The organism is Achromobacter xylosoxidans, assembly GCF_001457475.1.
GTDB classification, from domain to species: Bacteria; Pseudomonadota; Gammaproteobacteria; order Burkholderiales; family Burkholderiaceae_B; genus Achromobacter; species Achromobacter xylosoxidans.
Genome location: NZ_LN831029.1, coordinates 4,872,503 through 4,892,175 on the forward strand (window position 1 = coordinate 4,872,503; position 19,673 = coordinate 4,892,175).

Sequence of the window (19,673 nt, forward strand, 5' to 3'; positions counted from 1 at the left end):
GATCATGCGTCGATCATAGATTTCCGCTTTGGCGGCCAAGCCAAGAATATTCTCAAAGCGTGGGAGCGGGCCTGCCCCCGGCACGCGCCGCCCCGCCTTGTTCGGCCCGGGGAAAAGCCCGCCGCGCCAGCGCCCTCGGCCACGTCGCAATCGCCTCCCCCTGGCGATCCGCCCGGTCCGGCCCGCAGCCATGTCGCCGTGGTTTTTCGCCCGCTCTATGTAACAAAATAAAATAAATTAATTCAGAACAACCCGACGCCAACCGGCATCGCCAGACCGGCCAGCGCCCCTTCGCCCGCGCCTCGCCCTATGACGGCCCCCCGCTTTTGCCGAACCTTCCCCGGTGGCAACCCCGGGAAAAGGGGTGGAGCAATCCGGCGCACCGGGCGGCGGATGTGGAATGCGCGCCACACCCCCTCTCGCCATGGGCGCGACGCGCTGGCATCATGCGGCGCGTAGGGCACCTGTCGAGCATCTGAACAAGGAAAACAAACGTGCGATTCAGTTTTTTCAAGGCCCTGCTGGCCTGCCTGTGCGGCGCCGTGCTGAGCGCCTGCACCACCTGGGACGTGGCGATGATGCGCCACAAGGGCAAGCCCGTGAATGACATCGTGGCCGATTGGGGCGTGCCCGACCGCGTCTATGCCAGCGAAGACCTGCCGATCGGGCAACTGGTCTACATGTGGCAGACCTCCGGCGAAGTCTCCTGGGACGAGGCCGTCGGCACCTTCTACGTGCCTCCGCCCGGCGGCGTCAGCTACGGTTTCGGCAACAACACCGGCACCATCTACCAGCGGCGCACGGGCGTCGCCAGCTGCTACACCATGCTGCACGTCGACGAGAAGGGCATCGTCGTCGGCGGCGAACTCGTCAACAACGGCACGACCTGCAAGATGTGGTGACGGCGGCGCCACGCGGATCGCCCAAGCGCCCCGCCGGCCGGCCTCTCCTCGGACAACCCGCAAGAGACTTCCTGATGATGAACATGAAAGCCACCCACGCCCTAGTCGTTCCCCTGCTCGCCCTGACCCTGCTGGCCGGGCCGGCCCTTGCCGCCGAAAAGAAACCCACCGCGGGCGACATTTCGCGCGCCATCGCCTATGCCGATGTGATGCGAGCCTTCGCCTACAGCAAGCAGGCCACCGAGTTCAAGGAACGCTTCGACAAGATCGGCCCCGGCCCGGACGGACTGGAAGCCATGACCAATGCGGCCAACCTCATGACACTGGCCAACCAGGCCATGCGCGCGGCCTGCGCGCGCGAACCGCATTACGTGGAAAAAGGCATCGAGGCCTTCCGCTGCAGCAAGATCAAGTAGGCGGCCCGACCCGGCAGGGTCGAGGCCGCGCACCAGGCCCCGAACCAGGGCTGCCGCGGATCAAGGCAGGCAGGCGAGGCCGACGACCGGCAGGCCCGCCATAACCCCGCAGGACTCACGTTCCGCGGGGTTTTTTGCGCCTGGACAGGACGGACGGCATCGTCGCGATGCGACGGGCGCGTGCGCGAACGCGATCTTTGTGTCCTACCTTTCGTGCATAGCGGTTCTATGTCGTCGTCTTTGGAAATATAGTCGAGCCAAAATCTTCGGCAGCGTTCCTCCTCATGTCCTCCCGCCTTCTGCCCGGCGCCCGATGGGCGAGCGTGGCGATCTTCTTCGCCAGTGTGTTTTCCGTAGTGCCCGGCACGGTTCATGGCGCGCCTGACGCACTGCTCATCAGCACCCAGGGCGCCAACGGCGCGCCCGCCTGTATGCTCTGCCACGGCGCCCACGGAGAAGGCAACCAGGTCTCCGGCTTTCCCCGATTGGCAGGCGCTGGCGCGGCCTATCTGCAGGAACAGCTTGAGGCCATCGCCAACGGCTCGCGCGTCAGTCCCGTCATGACAACCATCGCCAAGACACTGGAACCGGCGCAACGCGAGGCCGTGGCGCGGTTCTACGCCGCGCTGCCCTCCCCCCTGGACACCGACCGCCTGGCCGCCACCGCGCAGCAGTCTCCCAAGCCCGCCGACGTGGGCGCCTGGCTCGCCATTCGTGGCGCCTGGGACAGAAACATACCCGCCTGCAACCAGTGCCACGGCCCCGGCGGCATCGGGGTGGGCGATCATTTCCCAAGCCTGGCGGGCCAGCCCGCCGCCTACCTCGCCGAACAGCTGCGCCTGTGGCGTGAAAACCAACGTCCGCCCGGCCCGCTGGGCTTGATGGCGGCGGTCGCCACGCGCCTGACGGACGCCGAGATCACCGCGGTGTCCGCCTACTACGCCGGCCTGCCCAGGGCGGCCGACCCGCTCACCGCGCAAGCCGGCACCGCCGCGAAGGCCAAGCCATGATCCCGCCCTCCTCCCGCCTGCGCCCGCTGCAGGTTGCCGTCCTTGCGCTGCTGGCCATCAGCGCGATCGTCCTGGCCACCGCGATTCGCAACGGGCGCCCGACGTTTCCCACGACTGCCCTTCCTCGCCCGCCAGCCGATGCGCCCGCCGATCGGACGTCAACCCTTGGTCCTGCGGCCGCCGCGCCGCGGCCCGATACCCGCCCCGCTTTCACGCCGCCATCAGCCGCCTCGCTGCCGGACACGGCATTCGGCAAGACCGTGCGCCAGGGCGAGCAGATCTTCCTTCATACGCCGCAGAACGCTCCCCAGTTCGCGGGCAACAACCTGAATTGCTCCAGCTGCCACCTGGACGCCGGCCGCCGCCCCGACGCCGCGCCCATGTGGGCAGCCTACGTGATGTATCCGGCCTATCGCGCCAAGAACGGCCACGTCAATACGCTCGCAGAACGACTGCAGGGTTGTTTCCGTTTCAGCATGAACGGCAAGCCACCCGCGGCCGACGATCCGGTCCTGGTCGCCCTGCAGACCTACATGTTCTGGCTCGCCGACAAGGCGCCCACCGGCGTGCCGCTCAAGGGCCACGGCTATCCGAAGCTGGCGGCGCCGCCACAGAAGGCCGACTACCTGCGGGGCAGCCAGGTCTACGCCCGGAACTGCGCCGTCTGCCATGGCGACGAAGGCCAGGGTCAGAAGAATGGCGAACACTGGGTCTTCCCGGCCTTGTGGGGGCCCGATTCCTTCAACTGGGGCGCCGGCATGCATCAGATCAAGAACGCCGCCGGCTTCATCAAGGCCAACATGCCGTTGGGCCGTGGCGGCCTGCTGAGCGACCAGGAAGCCTGGGACGTGGCCTACTTCATGAACGCGCATGAACGCCCGCAAGATCCGCGCTACACCGAATCCGTGGCCAAGACCCGCGCCAAATACCACGATTCCGAGGATTCGCTGTACGGCCTCGAAATCAATGGCCACCTGCTTGGCAGCGAGGCGCCGCCGTCCGGAGGCAGGCTGGCGCAGGGCACCGGGCGCTGAGGCCGGATGTCATCGGCCATTGACGATGGAGTCCCAGCCGGCACCGCCACCACATGCGACACCGATCCATTTTCGCGCAGCCCCCGAGCCTGTCCGACGCCGACCGGCGACTGCGCCGGCACGCGTTGCTGCGCCTGTCGCTGGCCTGGCTGGCAATGATGCAGGTGATGATGCTTGCGTGGCCCGGCTATCTGCGCCATGACGGCATCCCCAGGGACGCCCTGGAAACGCTGGACTGGGCCATCGTGCTGATGAACTGGGCCAGCCTGGCCCTGACCTTGCCGGTGGTGCTGTATTCGGCCTGGCCGATCTGGCGCCACGCCGGCGCCAACCTGCGCCAGGGCCGCGCCGGCATGGACGTGCCGGTGGCGCTGGGTATCGTCGCCGCCTTCGTCCCCAGCGTGCATGCCACCTATACGGGCCGCGGCGAGGTGTACTTCGATTCGGTCACCATGTTCGTCGCCTTCCTGCTGACGGCGCGCTACCTGGAACTTTGCGCCCGGCAGTCGTTCGGCGGCCCGACGGGCAGCCAACGGCATGCCCGGGTCGAGGCGCAGCGCCTGCTGCTGGGCGCCAGCGCAGACCGGCTGGCCTCGCGCTTCGTCATGGCGCAGGTGGCGCTGGCGCTGGCCGCGGCGGCCGCCTGGGCCTATATCGATCCGACCCGCAGCCTTCCCGTCATGGTGGCGCTGCTGGTGATGAGTTGTCCCTGCGCCATGTCGATGGCGGTGCCCACCGCCATGGCGTCGGCCCATTCGGCGCTGGCGGCCCATCCGTCGATGTCCGAAGCGGCGCTGGACACGCTGCTGGCCCAGGCGCAGCGCAAGGCGCGCCAGAGCCTGCACGCTGCGCTGGCCTGGCATCTGCTGGTGACGCCGCTGGCGTTGGGTCACGCCCTGGCTGGCGGCGATCGCCATGCTGGTGTCGTCGTTGGCGGTGGCATGCAACGCGTGGCGGTGGGCCCGCCGCGATTGGTCCGCTGATCTGGCATGCGCCGAAGCGCCGGGGTCCGCCCCATGATCATTCTCTACCTGCTGCTGCCGCTGTCCCTGCTGTTCGTGCTGGTCATCGGCGTGTCGTTGTGGTGGGCGGTATTCAGCGGCCAGTATGACGACACTGACAACGCCGGCGCCGCCATCCTGCGCGACGACGACAGCGGACCGACGGTTCGCGGATGATTCGGATCGAATCCCATATTCATATCGACCCTCATCATTGAAACTTGAGGCTGTTGTTTAAAAAAAGGGGGTGGTAATGGACCATTACTCCGCCATCGCAAGCAAGTCCGACACCTTCAACTACCGTATCGTCCGGCAGTTCGCATTGGTCACCGTGTTCTGGGGCATCGTCGGCATGACCGTGGGTGTTTTTCTCGCCGCGCAGCTGATCTGGCCTCAGTTGAATTTCGACACCGCCTGGCTCAGCTACGGCCGCCTGCGCCCGCTGCACACCAACGCCGTGATCTTCGCCTTCGGCGGCAGCGCGCTGTTCGCGACCTCGTACTACGTGGTCCAGCGCACCTGTCAGGCCCGCCTTTTCTGTGACTGGCTGGCCGCCTTCACGTTCTGGGGCTGGCAGGTCGTCATCGTCGGCGCCGTCATCACCCTGCCGCTGGGCTACACCAGCAGCAAGGAATACGCCGAACTCGAATGGCCCATCGACATCCTGATCACGCTGGTCTGGGTGGCCTACGCCATCGTGTTCTTCGGCACCATCGTCAAGCGCCGCGCCAAGCACATCTACGTGGCGAACTGGTTCTTCGGCTCGTACATCCTGACCATCGCCATCCTGCACATCTTCAACAACATCGAGATGCCGGTGACGCTGTGGAAGTCGTACTCCGCCTATGCCGGCGTGCAGGATGCCATGGTGCAGTGGTGGTACGGCCACAACGCGGTGGGCTTCTTCCTGACCACCAGCTTCCTGGGCATGATGTACTACTTCGTGCCCAAGCAGGCCGGCCGTCCCATCTATTCGTATCGCCTGTCGATCGTCCACTTCTGGGCGCTGGCCTTCACCTACATGTGGGCCGGTCCCCATCACCTGCTGTACACCTCGCTGCCCGACTGGACCCAGTCGCTGGGCATGACGTTCTCGCTGATCCTGCTGGCGCCGTCGTGGGGCGGCATGATCAACGGCATCATGACGCTGCAGGGCGCCTGGTACAAGCTGCGCACCGATCCGATCCTGAAGTTCATGGTGACGGCGCTGTCGTTCTACGGCATGGCCACGTTCGAAGGCTCGATGATGGCGATCCGCACCGTGAACGCGCTGTCGCACTACACCGACTGGACCATCGGCCACGTGCACTCGGGCGCGCTGGGCTGGGTCGCGATGATCTCGTTCGGCTCGCTCTACTACCTGATCCCGCGCCTGTATGGCCGCGAAAAGATGTACAGCGTCAAGGCCATCGAACTGCACTTCTGGATCGCCACCATCGGCGTGGTGCTGTACATCGCCGCGATGTGGATCGCCGGGGTGCAGCAGGGCCTGATGTGGCGCGACACGGCAGCCGACGGCACGCTGGTTTACAGCTTCGTCGAAGAGCTCAAGACGCGGGTGCCGTATTACCTGATCCGGCTGCTGGGCGGCACGCTCTACTTGTCGGGTATCTGGATCATGGCCTGGAACGTGTGGAAGACGGTGAGCGGCGCGAAGGCGGTCAACCCCGCCATTCCGCCGGACACCGCCCACGCCGTCGGCGCGCCGGCCACCGCTTGACGAGGACATCATGGCCAACAAGCAACAAGGTTTTTTCTCCCACCAGACGCTCGAAAAGAACATCGGCTGGATGATCATCGCCAGTATCCTGGTGGTGTCGTTCGCCGGCCTGGTGCAGATCGTGCCGCTGTTTTTCCAGCACAGCACCACGCAGCCGGTGGCGGGGGTCGAACCCTACAGCCCGCTGCGCCTGATGGGGCGCGACGTCTACATCCGCGAAGGCTGTGTGGGCTGCCACTCGCAGCAGATTCGTGTATTGGCGGCCGAAGTGCAACGTTACGGCCCCTACTCGCTGGCCGCGGAGTCCATGTACGACCATCCCTTCCTGTGGGGTTCCAAGCGCACCGGCCCGGATCTGGCGCGCGTGGGCGAACGCTACTCCGACGAGTGGCATCGCATCCACCTGCGCAACCCGCGCCTGGTGGTGCCCGAGTCCAACATGCCGGCCTATCCCTGGCTGGAAAAGACAGTGATCACCGGCCAGAACGTCGAGCAGCGCATGCGCGCGCTGCGGACCCTGGGCGTGCCGTATACCGACGAAGAGATCGCCGCCGCGCCCAAGGCCATCGAAGGCAAGACCGAAGAGGACGCGCTGGTGGCCTATCTGCAAGGGCTGGGCGTGGGCGTGCGCAAGGCGCGGCAGGCCAAGAAGGCCGAAGAAGCCAGGAAGGCGGCGCAGCCCGCTGCCGCCGCGCAACCCGCGGCCACGGGAGGTTGATCATGGCTTACTTGAGCGCAATCGTCACCGCCATCTCGATGGCAACCTTCGTCGGCATCGTCTGGTGGGCCTGCTCGCGCGGCCGCCAGGGCGCCAACAACGAATCGGCGATGCTGCCGTTCGCGCTGCCCGATGAATTCGGGCCGGCACAACAAGACGGAGCGGATCAGCCATGAGCGATTTCGTCAGCGGCTTCTGGGGCTACTTCATCTCCATCGTCGCGGTCGGCGGCGTGGTGTTCTGCGTGACGCTGCTGTACTCGCAACGCCGCTGGCTCGGCGCCAGACCGGCCGGCGGCCAGGCGGACGACACCGGCCATGTCTGGGATGGCGACCTGACCGAACTGAACAACCCGGTGCCTGGCTGGTGGACCTGGATGTTCCTGTTGGCGTGCGCGGTCGCGCTGGGCTACCTGTTCCTGATGCCGGGCCTGGGAACATACCAAGGCCTGCTGGACTACAGCAGCGCCGACGAAGTGGCGCGGCAGCAGGCCAGGATGGCCGAGGCCGTGCGCCCGATCTATGCGCGCTTCGAGACCATGACGGTGCCGCAGATCGCCGCGGACGCGGGCGCCCGGGAGATCGGCCAGCGCCTGTTCCTGAACACCTGCGCGCAATGCCACGGCTCCGACGCCAAGGGCGGGCCCAGCTTTCCCAACCTGGCCGACAAGGACTGGCTGTATGGCGGCTCGCCCGACACCATCATGCAGACCATCACTTATGGCCGCGTCGGCGTGATGCCGGCCTGGAAAGCCGCCATCGCCCCCAAGGCCGCCGGCGACATCGCGCAATACGTGCGGTCGCTGTCGGGGCTGGACGCGGATCCGGAGCGGGTATTGCGCGGCCAGCGCGGCTATCAGACCTACTGCATTGCCTGTCACGGTGTCGATGGCAAGGGCAACCAGGTCCTGGGCGCGCCGAATCTGACCGACGAAGTCTGGCTTTACGGCAGCTCGGAAGCGTCCATCGTCAAGACCATCCTGGATGGGCGCGAAAATCACATGCCGGCGCACGGCGACATCCTGACGCCGGTGCAGATCAAGCTCCTGACGGCCTGGGTCTGGGGCCTGTCGAACAAGCCCGAGGCGCAGGCGCAGCCGGCCGCGCCCGCCGGCCCGGCCGATTAGGCATTGCCCCATGGATGATGGGTCAACCGCAAGCGTCAGCAGTCCGCCTGGCGGCGATCCGCCACCCTGGCGGCCGCACGTGCGGCCGCCCCGGCCCGGCCAGGAGACGCTGGAGCAGACCCTGGCCGGCGTGCGCAGCAAGATCTATCCGCGCTCGGTCAGCGGCATCTTCGCCCGCTGGCGCATCGCCTTCGTCTTTCTCACGCAGCTGATCTTCTACGGCCTGCCCTGGCTGCAATGGAACGGCCGCCAGGCCGTGCTGTTCGACCTGGGCGCGCGCAAGTTCTACCTGTTCGGCCTGGTGCTGTGGCCCCAGGACGTGGTCTACCTGGCGGTGCTGCTGGTGATCTCGGCGCTGGCGCTGTTCCTGTTCACCGCGGTGGCCGGCCGGTTGTTCTGCGGCTACGCCTGTCCGCAGACGGTCTACACCGAGATCTTCATGTGGATCGAGCGCAAGGTCGAAGGCGACCGCGTCGCCCGCATCCGCCTGGACGAGTCGCCCTGGACCTGGCGCAAGGCGCGCCTGAAGGTCACCAAGCACTTCCTGTGGATCGCGTTGGCCTGGTGGACCGGCTCGACCTTCATCGGCTACTTCGCGCCGATCCGCGAACTGGGCCACGAGTTGTTCGCGCTGCAGCTTGGGCCGTGGCAATGGTTCTGGATGCTGTTCTACGGCTTCGCCACCTGGGGCAATGCCGGCTTCATGCGCGAGTCGGTCTGCAAGTACATGTGCCCGTACGCGCGCTTCCAGAGCGTGATGGTCGACCCCGACACCTTCGTGGTGACCTACGACAAGCGCCGCGGCGACCCGCGCGGCGGCCGTTCGCGCAAGGTCGACCACAAGGCCGCGGGGCTGGGCGACTGCGTCGATTGCAGCCTGTGCGTGCAGGTGTGCCCGACCGGCATCGACATCCGCGACGGGCTGCAATACATGTGCATCGGCTGCGGCGCCTGTATCGACGCCTGCGAGCAGGTGATGGACAAGATGCAGTACCCGTCCGGGCTGATCCGCTACACCTCGGAGCGGGCGATGCTGGAAGGGCTGTCGACCCAGAGCGCGCGCTCGCACCTGCTGCGCCCGCGCGTGCTGATCTACGGCACGCTGATCCTGGGGCTGGCGGTGGCGTTCGTGGTGTCGCTGACGTTGCGCAACCCGCTGCGGGTGGACGTGATCCGCGATCGCGGCGTGCTGGGGCGCGAGGTGGCCGGCGGCATGATCGAGAACGTGTATCGGCTGCAGATCATCAACACCTCGGATTCGCCGCTGCGCTTGCGGCTGTCGGCCGATGGCATGCCCGGCCTGGCGGTGCGCGCCGGGCAGGGCGAGTCGGACGTGGTGGAAGTCGAGGCGGCGGCCAACAAGCTGGTGCCGATGGTGATCCGCGCGCCGGCCGACGCCGAGCCGGGCGCGCACCCGATCACGCTGCGGGCCCGCGCCCACGATCAAGAGAACCGGCCGGTCGAAACCGACGAAGCCGCGAGTTTTTATGTCCCCGAGTGATTCCGAACCAAGGATGCCGACGATGAATACCGCCCCTGTTGCCGTGCCACCGATGGCCAAGCCCTGGTACCGCGAACCCTGGCCGTGGTTCCTGATGGCCGGGCCGTTCCTGGCGGTGGTCGGTTGCGCCATCACGATCTACCTGGCCTTTACGTACTTCGGCAACCAGCCGATCCAGGAAGGCGTGGTCACGCGCGGGCTGGTGATCGAGCAGGTCGATGCGGCATCCTCGCCGCCGGCGCAGGACAGTTTGTAGTTCTTCGGGCCGGGGCCGTGCCAGCGCCTTGGGGTGCGGAGGTATCTGCGAAGATGCCTAAGAACAGGAACGCCAAAGAAAAAACCCGCGGAACTTGCGTTCTGCGGGTTTCTTACCAGCCTGGCAGGCCAGGCTGGAAATCTGGTGGAGATGGTGTCATTACAACAATCATCACAACCCATTGAAAAAACACAACAATAAATCAAATTGGAATATAAATACCCGAAAAAATACCCGTAAATACAGTGTTAGCTGCGAGCAGGCGATGCCCTGACAAAGCCTTAATTACGCCCGAACGCGCCTCCTAGAGATCAAGGCCTCTATGCGCGGGCGATCACCTGGCATACAAGCCGTACAATATGTATCAATTTCTTGTAATTTTAGGTTCCTAAGCCGCCCCCTTGCGCTGTTGGACCGCGCACGGGGCCATATGAATCAGCCATCGAGGCCAGGAAACGTGGAGAACGGATCAAGCATGATCGAAGCACTCATTGCAGGGGGAGTCGCAAATAAGACGATTGACGCGATTTGCGCAAAACTGGCGTCATATGGGGCCAAAAAGTACAGACAATACCAAGCGGCAAAGGTAGTCCCTGACCTGTTCGAACGTATCCAGCAGCTGGACACGGTACAGACGCTTTTTCACGATACCCCCGTGTCGTTGTCCTCGTTCTACTATCCTTCCTCGATCCTCCACAGTGCAACGACTGAGGTCAACCGCCTACGCACTGCAGCCGACGTCGCATCGCTCAAGAACGCGGTTATCACAGGCACAATGGGACAGGGCAAATCCATGCTGATGCGGTGGATTTGTTTGTTGGAAGCCAAAGAGGGAAAAAAAATTCCTGTGTTCATCGAACTTCGAAAGATCGATGAGAGCACCACCATTCTGGACCTACTTGTGCAGGCGCTTTGCTTGCTGGGCTTCAGAGATATCGACCTCCCCACAGTGAGGTACATGTTGGAAGAGGGCTTTCTTAGCATATATGCGGACGGATTCGATGAAGTAAGGCGAGAGTTTGCCCTCCGGACTCAGGGAGAACTTCATAGCCTTACAGTGGAGTATCGAGCCACGCGTTGGGTGATTTCGACTCGACGCGGTAGCCTGTCAAATCATCTTCATGCCATCCCAAGGTTCTCCATATATGAACTGATGCCGCTTGGCGAGGCGGATCTAAAGCCCTTCCTGGAACGAGTTTTAGGGGATGCAGAACAGCGAGAAAGCCTGCTTTCTCAGTTGGCACACACGACCACTAGTATCAAGGGTTTGCTAACCACGCCATTGATGGTAACGCTGCTTGCGGTTCTTTTTAAACGGAGCAACGGAATTCCCGCCAGCATTCACGACTTCTACCTGCAACTTTTTCAAGTCGCAGCCTGGCACCACGACGCATTGAAGCCCTCCTATGTAAGGGAGAGGGCGACCTCATTAAGCACGAGTGAGCTTCAAGACGTCTTCGAGACTTTTACCTTCCTATCCAAGGACCATGGGGTGTCCCTGAGCGACACGCAGTTCAATTCCTGTGCCAGAAAAAGTGCGACGCTCACAAAAAAAGAGTTCGGGCCGGATGGGCTCCGCACCGAACTGACAGAGGGCGTGTGCTTAATGAGCAGGGACGGTCTAAAGACCGCGTTTGTCCATCGGGGGATACAGGAATTTTTCGCAGCATCTTTTATACGGTCTCAGACTGATGGAGAGGTTGTCGCAAAAATATACGCACAGATGCGCGGCAATAAGCTCTCGCAATGGATCCAGGAGCTTTCATTTCTCCAGCACATTGACCAAATCCGATACCTAAAGTACTTGTTTCTGCCGGGGGCCGACGAGTCACTCATGTTCATCGACTACGCGCAGGAAAGTCGTACTAAGGTCAGCAAGGCCAACGTAGTACGCGCGCTTAAGGATATTTTTCATGGCGTATATATCGCCGATTCGCGCAATGCTGAGAAATTCCGCTGGATATTCGTGTTGAACTCGGATTGCCCTTACTACAACCTCACTTCCGATCATCTGTTTGCAAGCCCGGACGATCCGATGATTGCCCTGTCTCAAGACGCTAGAGAACGCGTATTCGTTGACGGGGACGGCGGCCGTCTGATGTCAATAACATCTTTCATTCGGGCACAGCCCTCCTTTTTTTCTGACTACCTACGCAGATTTCGGCAGCGAGCCAACTCACTTTACAAGGCTCGGGCTGAAAGTACCCGCGAAATCGAAGCCCGGAAAAATGACTTGAGTTCCATTCTCTTCGGCAATTGACCGCTGATGTCTATCTGGGTTCGCATTCTCCATGCGTCTGTGCTGCGTCGTAATGCGTCGCCTGGCGAGGCCCCAAATCAGCCCACAGAGGCGCTTAAAGCCTGGTGGCAGAGGGTGACGCAGGGGTGAGTCTTTTCTTGCCGATTTAGCGGGCAGGCGTGGAGGGGGGAAGACTGCGCGCCAGAGGTGGTGACGGGTCGGATTACTGTATATTTATACAGTACTTTGAGGTGCCCATCATGACCCTGCTCGACCGTCCCCCACCTACGCCCATGCCTGCGACGCGCATACGCGAGCTGTACGCCCGCAACCCCACCACCGAGACCTGCGCCATGGCCTGGGAAATCTGGCGCCTGCAGCGCGTTCTGATCGCTTTGGAAGCCGGCATGCGAAACGCGGCAAGCCTGCGCCATCGCCAGGATGTGATTGACCAAGTCACCGGCCTGCTGGAATACATCCAGGGCGAACCCTGTCTGACCGAGCCGCTGGCAGTCAAACAGGGGCGCAAGCGCGGCGAGCGTCGGTAAGGGCCAGGCCTGCAGACCACCGCGCGACGCGGGCGAAAAAAAAACCCCGCTGATGCGGGGCTTATGTCTGTGGCTCGGGCGCGCTACTCGTCGCCTTCTCCTGGGATCGTGTAAGGCTTGAAACGCACAACCTCATCGCCCAGCCAGTCATTGATTTCCAGGAACTTGGCCTGCAGCGGCTCCAGCTCGTTACGCGCGAACACCTTCGCCGCCGATATCGGCGTGCCGAAGCCGCCCGAGTTCGTCGGCACCAGGCCCATGAGCTGCGGCGGCACCCGGTGCGCGGCGAGTACGTCATCGCGCGACACGTTCTTGATGTTGAAAAAGTCATCGCGCGCGGCCACCTCGCTAACCGGGATGATCTGCATGCCGTCTTTCTTGCCGCCGGGCGCATAGACAAAGAGGTTGCGGAAGTTGCCCGGCCCCTTCGAGTTCTTCATCGCCTCACGGATGTCATCGACATAGCCACCGTCCGGCAGCGAGTCTGTCACGTACATGATGAATCCCGCATGACTGCCGTTGTGGTAGTACTTGCGCCGGAACAACGTCGCCGACTCGTTCAACCATGCAGCATTGAGCGCGGCCAGGTACTCGGGCAGGCCATAGATTTCCTGGTTGATGTCCGGCTGCATCAGCTGGCACACCGTGCCGGCGCGGAATTCATGCTCCTGACCGGAGCTGGGCAGAAAGAAGAAGCGGCCAGGCTCTACGCCGCGCCGCGTGTACTTCGCAAGCGCGTGCTTCATCATGATCAGCTTGCCCGTCATGCTGTCCAGCCGCTCCGCGTAGGTGTTGCCGAAGCCATGAGCGACTGCGCCAAGTCAGTAGCACCGACATCGAACTCCAAGCGTTTGTTGCGGGTGTCATCGATAAAGCCGCACCACATATGGCGAGTAGATCTAGCGCGAGCCCAAGAAAAAACCCGCAGAACTTGCGTTCTGCGGGTTTCTTACCAGCCTGGCAGGCCAGGCTGGAAATCTGGCGGAGATGGTGGGATTCGAACCCACGATGCAGTTTTTAGCCACATACTCCCTTAGCAGGGGAGCCCCTTCAGCCTCTCGGGCACATCTCCGAAGAGAACGAGATTCTAGCACGACTTTTTACACCGTTGCCTGCAACAGGGCCGCGGGCGGGAAAAAAACGTGTCGCGTCCGTTCCGTTCAGAGCTTGGTGGCGGGCGCCTGGTCCAGGCCGAAGGCCTTGTGCAGGGCGCGCACACCCAGTTCCATGTACTTGTCGTCGATGATCACCGAGGTCTTGATTTCGCTGGTGCTGATCATCTGGATGTTGATGCCCTCTTGCGACAGGGTCTGGAACATCAGGCTGGCGACGCCCACGTGCGAGCGCATGCCGATGCCGACGATCGAGACCTTGGCGACCTTCTCGTCGGTCGACAGTTCGCGCGCGCCCACGGCGGGGATGACTTCGCGCTTGAGCAGGTCGACGGCGCGCGCGAACTCGTTGCGGTTCACGGTGAACGAGAAATCGGTGGTGCCGGCCACGGACTGGTTCTGCACGATCATGTCGACGTCGATGTTGGCGGCGGCGACCGGGCCCAGGATCGAGAAGGCGATGCCGGGTTTGTCGGGAACACCCAGCAGGGTGATTTTGGCTTCGTCGCGGCTGAAGGCGATGCCGGAGACAACGGCGGCTTCCATTTTTTCGTCTTCCTCAAAAGTAATCAGCGTGCCCGAACACATTTCTTCGTCGAGCGGGATGAGCGGGTCGGTCAGCGAGGACAGCACCCGCGTCGGCACACGGTATTTGCCGGCGAATTCGACCGAGCGGATCTGCAGGACCTTGGAGCCCAGCGAGGCCATTTCCAGCATTTCCTCGAAGGAAACGACGGCCATGCGGCGCGCTTCGGGCACCACCCGCGGATCGGTCGTGTAGACGCCATCCACATCGGTGTAGATCAGGCATTCGTCGGCCTTGAGCGCCGCCGCCACGGCCACGGCCGAGGTGTCGGAGCCGCCGCGGCCCAGGGTGGTGATGTGGCCGTCCGGGTCCACGCCCTGGAAGCCGGTGACGATGACCACGCGGCCGGCGTCGAGGTCGGCGCGGATGCGGGCGTCGTCGATCGAGGTGATGCGGGCCTTGGTGAACGACGAATCGGTGCGCACCGGCACCTGCCAGCCCGCGTAGCTGCGGGCGGCGACGCCTTCGGCCTGCAGCGCGATGGCCAACAGGCCGCTGCTGGCCTGCTCGCCGGTGGCGGCGATCATGTCGAGCTCGCGCGCGTCGGGCTGGGGCGTGATTTCGCGCGCCAGGCCCAGCAGGCGATTGGTTTCGCCTGCCATGGCCGACGGCACCACGACAACCTGGTGGCCGGCGGCGTGCCACTTCGCGACGCGTCGCGCCACGTTCCTGATGCGCTCGACCGAGCCCATCGAAGTACCGCCATATTTATGAACGATCAGGGACATCTCGTACTCTGGCTGGGGACCCGCCGCAAGAGTGGGGGCGGGCAAAACCTCATATTCTATCCCGACGGTAAAAATTTGCGCAGACCATGGAATTTTCTTTCCAGAGAGCGGTCGTTTTTTCCGGAAAACTGTCGTTTTGGCCAGAATTCGACGGCGCCAGCCGCGGATTTCCCTGCGCGCGGCGCCTGCACCTTTTGCGCTAGCGTGACGCCGGCGTTTGCGAATCCGGCCGCGGCTCGATCCACACCCGCCCGCGATGGCAGCGCACCACGTGGCCGGCCTGTTCAACCCGCAACTGGCGATCGTGCCCCAGGCTGTGCAGGCCGCGCAGCTGGCGCAGCAGGTCATTCAGGCGCGCCTCGGTCGGCATTCGGGCGCCCTGCCGCCCCATCCAGTAGCGCAGCACGTGCGCCTGGCGCGCCGGCGACAACCGGCGCCACGCCGCCAGCGAAAAGCTGGCGCCATCGGCGTCCGGCTCCAGCGCGGCGAAGTCGGCGCGCGCCACCTCGTCCAGGATCTCGTTGGCTTCGGCCATGTGGCGCGCATGGCGGGCGACGATGGCGCGCCAGCCGGGCCAGCGCGCATCCAGCACCGGCGCCAGCAGTTCGCGCAGCGCGGCGCGGGTGTAGCGGGGATCGGCGTTGGTCGGGTCCTGCACCGGCTGCCAGCCGGTGGCGCCGGCGAATGCCTGCGCGGCCCGCAGGATCGTCGCCCGATCCTGATCCAGCCACGGCCGCAGATAGGACAATCCATCGCGCGATTTGAGCGGCGCCATGGCCGCCATGCCGGCCAGCCCGGTGCCGCGCAACAGGCGCAGCAGCACGGTCTCGGCCTGGTCGTTGCGATGGTGCGCCAGCAGGACCAGGCCGATGCCTTCCTCGTGCGCCAGCCGCGCCAGCGCGGCGTAGCGGGCGTCGCGGGCAGCGGCCTCGATGCCCTTGCCGCCGGCCGCGTCGACCTCGACGCGGGCCTGCCGCAGCGGCGCCGCCAGCAGGCCCGCCAGGTCCTCGACCCGGTCGCGCCAGCCGTCGGCGGCCGCCTGCAGGCCGTGATGCACATGCAACAGCACCACGCCGCCCCCCTGCTCCCGTGCCACCGCAGCCGCGTGCAACGCCAGCATGGCCGAGTCGGCGCCGCCGCTGACGGCCACGGCGAAACGCCCGGGCGGTCGCGGCAGGGCATGCAGGGCGCAGCGCAGGGCCGCGGCCAGGTCAGGCGAGACGGGATGGGGAAAGGCGTTCCCCGCGACGGTCGAGGCGGACGCGGGGAACGGGGAAGTCATGGCGGCGGGCGCGGGCCGGAAGCGGCCGCGGCGCCGGCCAAGGCCGGCGCGCGCGCTTCGCTCAGGCGCGCACTTCCTGGAAGGCGCCGTAGGACAGCAGGCGTTGCACGCGCTGTTCCACGAGCTGCTCGGGCGTCATGCCCTGCAGCTGGCGCAGGGCGTCGCCGAGCGCGCGGCGCAGCAGGCGCGCCATGACGCGCGGATCGCGGTGCGCGCCGCCCACGGGTTCGTTGATGACGCGGTCGACCAGGCCCAGGTCCTTCAGGCGCGGGGCGATGATGGCCAGCGCCTCGGCGGCCTCGGGCGCCTTGTCGGCGCTGCGCCACAGGATCGAGGCGCAGCCTTCGGGCGAGATCACCGCGTAGGTCGCGTACTGCAGCATCAGCACGGCATTGCCCACGGCGATCGCCAGCGCGCCGCCCGAGCCGCCTTCACCGATGATGGTGACGATCACCGGCACCTTCAGTTCGGCCATGGCGTACAGGTTGTGGCCGATGGCTTCGGACTGGCCGCGTTCCTCGGCGCCGATGCCGGGATAGGCGCCCGGGGTGTCGACGAAGGTGAACACGGGGATGCCGAACTTCTCGGCCAGGCGCATCAGGCGCAGGGCCTTGCGGTAGCCTTCCGGACGCGGCATGCCGAAGTTGCGCGCGGCGCGTTCCTTGGTGTCGCGGCCCTTCTGGTGGCCGATCACCATGCAGGGCGTGCCGTTGAAGCGCGCCAGGCCGCCCACGATGGACTGGTCGTCGGCGTACATGCGGTCGCCGTGCAGTTCGTGGAAGTCGGTGAAGATCTCGCGCACGTAGTCCAGCGTGTAGGGACGCTGGGGGTGGCGGGCGACCAGCGCCGTTTGCCAGGGCGTGAGCTTGGCGTAGATCTCCTTGGCCAGCGACTGGCTCTTCTGCTGCAGACGTCCGATCTCGTCGGAGATGTCCACCGCCGAATCGGCCTGCACATAGCGCAGCTGCTCGATCTTGTTCTCAAGCTCGGCGAGCGGCTGTTCAAATTCCAGAAATGTATTGCGCATGTAGTGTGGTTCCGTAGATGGGCGACCTGGATTGCGTCAGTATTGGACCGGCGTCGGTTCCAGACTGCGCCACAGATACCAGGTTGCCACGGTACGCCAGGGTTGCCACGCCAACGAGACTTCGCGAGCCTCGAAGCGCGAGACAGGCTCGCCGCTGAAATAGTGTAGCGAGATTGCCTTGAGCAACCCAGGATCATCCAGCGGCAGAACATCGGGCCGCTGCAGATTGAAAATCAAAAACATCTCCGCCGTCCAGCGTCCGATGCCGCGGATGGCGGTCAATTCCGAAATGACGGCCTCGTCGTCCATGGCCGCCCATTTCTCGGGGTGCACCCGGCGTTCGCCGAAATGCACCGCCAGATCCAGCACGTACTCGGCCTTGCGCTGCGACAGGCCGGCCGCGCGCAGGCCTTCCAGTCCGACGCGCAGCACCGCCACCGGCGTGGGACGCTTGCCGGCGGCTTCCAGGAACTTGTCCCAGACGGCGTCGGCCGCCTTGGCCGAGACCTGCTGGCCGATGATGGCGCGGGCCAGCGTCACGAACGGCGTGCCGCGCGACGTCAGCCAGACCTCGGGGTGCTGGGGAATGATCTTTTTCAGGATGCGGTCGCGCCGCATCAGGTGGGCGACGGCGGCTTCCCAATAATCCGGCTTGGGAATCTCGGTATCTACGGGGGACATGGCGGGCGTATCCAGGGGGTTCACGCCCGACGCCATTGCGTCAGGCCGCCCGGTTTGTCGTCGAGCTCGATGCCGGCTTCGCGCAACTCGGCGCGGATGCGGTCGGCCTGGGCGAAGTCGCGCGCGGCCTTGGCGGCCGCGCGGGCGTCGATCAGGGCCTGGATGGCGGCGGCGTCGAGTTCGGCGCGCGCGCCCTGCTCCATGCCGGCGGCCGAGTAGCGCGTGGACGACTGGAAGTACGCCGCCGGATCCTGCTGCAGCAGGCCCAGCAGGCCGCCCAGGGCCTTGAGCTGGCCGGCGCTGCGCGCGCTCTTGCCGCGATTGGCCTCGGAGGCCAGTTCGAACAGGGCCGCCACGGCGCCCGAGCTGTTGAAATCGTCGTCCATGGCGGCCTTGAAGGCCTGCGCCTGGGGTTCGTTCCAGTCGATGCCCTGGTCGTCGGCCGGCACGTTCTGCAGCGCCTGGTACAGGCGGTCGAGCGCGTTCTGGGCGTCGACCAGGTTGTCCGGCGTGTAGTTCTGCGGACTGCGGTAGTGGTTGCGCACGATGAAGAAACGCACCATTTCCGCTTCACGCGGGTTGACGCGGTAGTCGGCCGTGTCGGCGGCCGGCTCGCCCTGGGCGATGGTCTGGCGGATGGTGCGGAAGTTGCCGAGCGACTTGGACATCTTGTCCGAATCGACCATCAGCGGGCCGCAGTGCATCCAGATGTTGGCCAGCGTGCCGCCGAAGGCGCCTTCGGTCTGGGCGATCTCGTTCTCGTGGTGCGGGAATTTCAGGTCGGGGCCGCCGCCGTGGATGTCCAGCGGCAGGCCGAGCAGCGACTTGCTCATGGCCGAGCACTCGATGTGCCAGCCCGGGCGTCCCAGGCCATAGGGCGATTCCCACTTGGTGTCGGCGGGTTCTTCTTCCTTGGCCGACTTCCACAGCACGAAGTCGAGCGGGTCGCGCTTGGCCGAGCCCACCGCCACGCGCTCGCCGGCGCGCAGGTCGTCGAGGGTCTTGCCGGACAGCTTGCCGTAGCCCTCGAAGCCGCGCACGGCGTAGTTCACGTCGCCATCGTCGGCCTGGTAGGCCAGGCCCTTCTGCTCGAGCTTGCCGATGATGTCCAGCATCTCGCCCACGTACTGGGTGGCGCGCGGCTCGCGGTCGGGCGAGGCCACGCCCAGCGCGCGCTCGTCGGCGTGCATGGCGGCAATGTAGAACTCGGTGACCTCGCCGATGCGGCGGCCGGTCTCGACCGCGCGGCGGATGATCTTGTCGTCGATGTCGGTGATGTTGCGCACGTAATCGACCGCCAGGCCGCTGGCGCGCAGCCAGCGCTGCACCACGTCGAACGACACCAGCATGCGGGCGTGGCCCAGGTGGCAGAAGTCGTACACGGTCATGCCACACACGTACATGCGCACCTGGCCGGCTTGGGCCGGTTTGAACGGTTCTTTGGTACGCGATAACGTGTTGTAGATTTGCAGCATGGCGCTTGTGATGGTCCTGTTCTTTCCGTGGCGGCCGCGGAAAACGTTGCGCCCGAAGGACGATACCTTCGAGGCTTGCCGTCCGGCCGGGGGGTTCGGGCTATGCCCGGATTCGCGTCATCCAGTTCGCGTGGATCCAGGAACCCCTCCCTGGCGGGTTTGCCAAACGGGGCATCCACCCACGGGCACCCGCTGGTTTTACCCACTGGCTTCACCTATTGTCGAGCCAAAAACTCAACCAAGGCTAAAATGGCGGTCGTCAAGTATAGCAAGCGGCCCGGCCGCGCGCGTCAGCGCCGGCCGGCCACGAC

The 19,673-nt window shown here is 64.9% G+C and carries 18 protein-coding genes, 1 tRNA gene and 2 pseudogenes; 14 read left to right on the forward strand and 7 right to left on the reverse strand.

Annotated features, from left to right (window positions below):
• The first annotated feature begins 494 nt into the window (after positions 1–494).
• The 14 genes and pseudogenes from AT699_RS21800 to AT699_RS21865 all read left to right on the forward strand — a co-directional run bounded on the left by AT699_RS21800 (position 495) and on the right by AT699_RS21865 (position 12,471).
• Positions 495–902 (forward strand): hypothetical protein, encoded by a 408-nt coding sequence (locus AT699_RS21800; protein ID WP_006387686.1) that lies wholly within the window; start codon positions 495–497, stop codon positions 900–902.
• A 74-nt stretch (positions 903–976) separates the two neighbouring features.
• A complete protein-coding gene (locus tag AT699_RS21805) occupies positions 977–1,318 on the forward strand; it encodes a hypothetical protein (RefSeq protein WP_024069848.1) in 342 nt (113 codons plus the stop codon).
• Positions 1,319–1,602: 284 nt separating this feature from the next.
• Positions 1,603–2,328 carry a c-type cytochrome gene (locus AT699_RS21810; RefSeq protein WP_054448492.1) on the forward strand — a complete coding sequence of 242 codons (726 nt, stop codon included), beginning with the start codon at positions 1,603–1,605 and terminating at the stop codon, positions 2,326–2,328.
• Positions 2,325–3,362: a c-type cytochrome gene (locus tag AT699_RS21815; RefSeq protein WP_024069850.1), complete on the forward strand. Its 1,038-nt coding sequence runs from the start codon at positions 2,325–2,327 to the stop codon at positions 3,360–3,362. The genes AT699_RS21810 and AT699_RS21815 overlap by 4 nt, the downstream gene beginning before the upstream one ends.
• A gap of 53 nt (positions 3,363–3,415) precedes the next feature.
• Positions 3,416–4,382: pseudogene (locus AT699_RS21820) on the forward strand (P-type ATPase).
• Positions 4,379–4,540, forward strand: coding sequence for a cbb3-type cytochrome oxidase assembly protein CcoS (gene ccoS / locus AT699_RS21825; protein ID WP_026382396.1), 162 nt, complete (start codon positions 4,379–4,381; stop codon positions 4,538–4,540). The pseudogene AT699_RS21820 and the gene ccoS overlap by 4 nt, the downstream one beginning before the upstream one ends.
• Before the next feature lie 76 nt (positions 4,541–4,616).
• Positions 4,617–6,083, forward strand: coding sequence for a cytochrome-c oxidase, cbb3-type subunit I (gene ccoN, locus AT699_RS21830; RefSeq protein WP_058207450.1), 1,467 nt, complete (start codon positions 4,617–4,619; stop codon positions 6,081–6,083).
• Positions 6,084–6,093: 10 nt separating this feature from the next.
• Positions 6,094–6,801 carry a cytochrome-c oxidase, cbb3-type subunit II gene (gene ccoO, locus AT699_RS21835; protein WP_058207451.1) on the forward strand — a complete coding sequence of 236 codons (708 nt, stop codon included), beginning with the start codon at positions 6,094–6,096 and terminating at the stop codon, positions 6,799–6,801.
• Positions 6,801–6,977 (forward strand): cbb3-type cytochrome oxidase subunit 3, encoded by a 177-nt coding sequence (locus AT699_RS21840; RefSeq protein WP_080969313.1) that lies wholly within the window; start codon positions 6,801–6,803, stop codon positions 6,975–6,977. Before ccoO ends, AT699_RS21840 begins: the two co-directional genes overlap by 1 nt.
• Positions 6,974–7,927: a cytochrome-c oxidase, cbb3-type subunit III gene (ccoP, locus tag AT699_RS21845; protein WP_024069853.1), complete on the forward strand. Its 954-nt coding sequence runs from the start codon at positions 6,974–6,976 to the stop codon at positions 7,925–7,927. Before AT699_RS21840 ends, ccoP begins: the two co-directional genes overlap by 4 nt.
• Before the next feature lie 10 nt (positions 7,928–7,937).
• Positions 7,938–9,428: a cytochrome c oxidase accessory protein CcoG gene (gene ccoG, locus AT699_RS21850; protein ID WP_058207452.1), complete on the forward strand. Its 1,491-nt coding sequence runs from the start codon at positions 7,938–7,940 to the stop codon at positions 9,426–9,428.
• A 22-nt stretch (positions 9,429–9,450) separates the two neighbouring features.
• Positions 9,451–9,684, forward strand: a complete 234-nt coding sequence (locus tag AT699_RS21855; protein WP_054448781.1) for a hypothetical protein — start codon at positions 9,451–9,453, stop codon at positions 9,682–9,684.
• Between the two features lie 475 nt (positions 9,685–10,159).
• Entirely contained in the window at positions 10,160–11,944 is a 1,785-nt protein-coding gene (locus AT699_RS21860) for an NACHT domain-containing protein (protein WP_058207453.1), read from the forward strand.
• Between the two features lie 239 nt (positions 11,945–12,183).
• The gene (locus AT699_RS21865) at positions 12,184–12,471 is read left to right on the forward strand and encodes a hypothetical protein (RefSeq protein ID WP_024069855.1); all 288 of its coding nucleotides are present in this window, start codon (positions 12,184–12,186) and stop codon (positions 12,469–12,471) included.
• Between the two features lie 83 nt (positions 12,472–12,554).
• Here the strand turns inward: AT699_RS21865 and AT699_RS21870 are convergent.
• The 7 genes and pseudogenes from AT699_RS21870 to cysS all read right to left on the reverse strand — a co-directional run.
• Positions 12,555–13,271: pseudogene (locus AT699_RS21870) on the reverse strand (phage portal protein); the annotation flags it as partial.
• A gap of 179 nt (positions 13,272–13,450) precedes the next feature.
• A tRNA-Ser gene (locus AT699_RS21875) sits at positions 13,451–13,543 on the reverse strand.
• A gap of 88 nt (positions 13,544–13,631) precedes the next feature.
• Positions 13,632–14,897 carry an aspartate kinase gene (locus tag AT699_RS21880; protein WP_006387677.1) on the reverse strand — a complete coding sequence of 422 codons (1,266 nt, stop codon included), beginning with the start codon at positions 14,895–14,897 and terminating at the stop codon, positions 13,632–13,634.
• Positions 14,898–15,096: 199 nt separating this feature from the next.
• The gene (gene tilS / locus AT699_RS21885) at positions 15,097–16,095 is read right to left on the reverse strand and encodes a tRNA lysidine(34) synthetase TilS (protein WP_058207627.1); all 999 of its coding nucleotides are present in this window, start codon (positions 16,093–16,095) and stop codon (positions 15,097–15,099) included.
• 145 nt (positions 16,096–16,240) lie between these two features.
• Positions 16,241–17,206: an acetyl-CoA carboxylase carboxyltransferase subunit alpha gene (locus AT699_RS21890; RefSeq protein ID WP_024069860.1), complete on the reverse strand. Its 966-nt coding sequence runs from the start codon at positions 17,204–17,206 to the stop codon at positions 16,241–16,243.
• Between the two features lie 36 nt (positions 17,207–17,242).
• On the reverse strand, positions 17,243–17,887 hold the full coding sequence (locus tag AT699_RS21895; RefSeq protein WP_006386554.1) for a DNA-3-methyladenine glycosylase family protein: 645 nt from the start codon (positions 17,885–17,887) through the stop codon (positions 17,243–17,245).
• Between the two features lie 20 nt (positions 17,888–17,907).
• A complete protein-coding gene (cysS, locus tag AT699_RS21900) occupies positions 17,908–19,362 on the reverse strand; it encodes a cysteine--tRNA ligase (protein ID WP_006386553.1) in 1,455 nt (484 codons plus the stop codon).
• Positions 19,363–19,673 lie beyond the last annotated feature (311 nt).

Excerpts from the sequence above, each read along its gene's own strand:
- AT699_RS21880 (WP_006387677.1), bottom strand. The coding sequence starts at position 14,897 with ATGTCCCTGATCGTTCATAAATATGGCGGTACTTCGATGGGCTCGGTC.
- AT699_RS21860 (WP_058207453.1), top strand. The coding sequence starts at position 10,160 with ATGATCGAAGCACTCATTGCAGGGGGAGTCGCAAATAAGACGATTGAC.
- AT699_RS21855 (WP_054448781.1), top strand. The coding sequence starts at position 9,451 with ATGAATACCGCCCCTGTTGCCGTGCCACCGATGGCCAAGCCCTGGTAC.
- AT699_RS21895 (WP_006386554.1), bottom strand. The coding sequence starts at position 17,887 with ATGTCCCCCGTAGATACCGAGATTCCCAAGCCGGATTATTGGGAAGCC.
- AT699_RS21815 (WP_024069850.1), top strand. The coding sequence starts at position 2,325 with ATGATCCCGCCCTCCTCCCGCCTGCGCCCGCTGCAGGTTGCCGTCCTT.
- AT699_RS21890 (WP_024069860.1), bottom strand. The coding sequence starts at position 17,206 with ATGCGCAATACATTTCTGGAATTTGAACAGCCGCTCGCCGAGCTTGAG.
- AT699_RS21865 (WP_024069855.1), top strand. The coding sequence starts at position 12,184 with ATGACCCTGCTCGACCGTCCCCCACCTACGCCCATGCCTGCGACGCGC.
- AT699_RS21810 (WP_054448492.1), top strand. The coding sequence starts at position 1,603 with ATGTCCTCCCGCCTTCTGCCCGGCGCCCGATGGGCGAGCGTGGCGATC.
- ccoN (WP_058207450.1), top strand. The coding sequence starts at position 4,617 with ATGGACCATTACTCCGCCATCGCAAGCAAGTCCGACACCTTCAACTAC.
- cysS (WP_006386553.1), bottom strand. The coding sequence starts at position 19,362 with ATGCTGCAAATCTACAACACGTTATCGCGTACCAAAGAACCGTTCAAA.
- AT699_RS21805 (WP_024069848.1), top strand. The coding sequence starts at position 977 with ATGATGAACATGAAAGCCACCCACGCCCTAGTCGTTCCCCTGCTCGCC.
- ccoG (WP_058207452.1), top strand. The coding sequence starts at position 7,938 with ATGGATGATGGGTCAACCGCAAGCGTCAGCAGTCCGCCTGGCGGCGAT.
- ccoP (WP_024069853.1), top strand. The coding sequence starts at position 6,974 with ATGAGCGATTTCGTCAGCGGCTTCTGGGGCTACTTCATCTCCATCGTC.
- ccoO (WP_058207451.1), top strand. The coding sequence starts at position 6,094 with ATGGCCAACAAGCAACAAGGTTTTTTCTCCCACCAGACGCTCGAAAAG.
- ccoS (WP_026382396.1), top strand. The coding sequence starts at position 4,379 with ATGATCATTCTCTACCTGCTGCTGCCGCTGTCCCTGCTGTTCGTGCTG.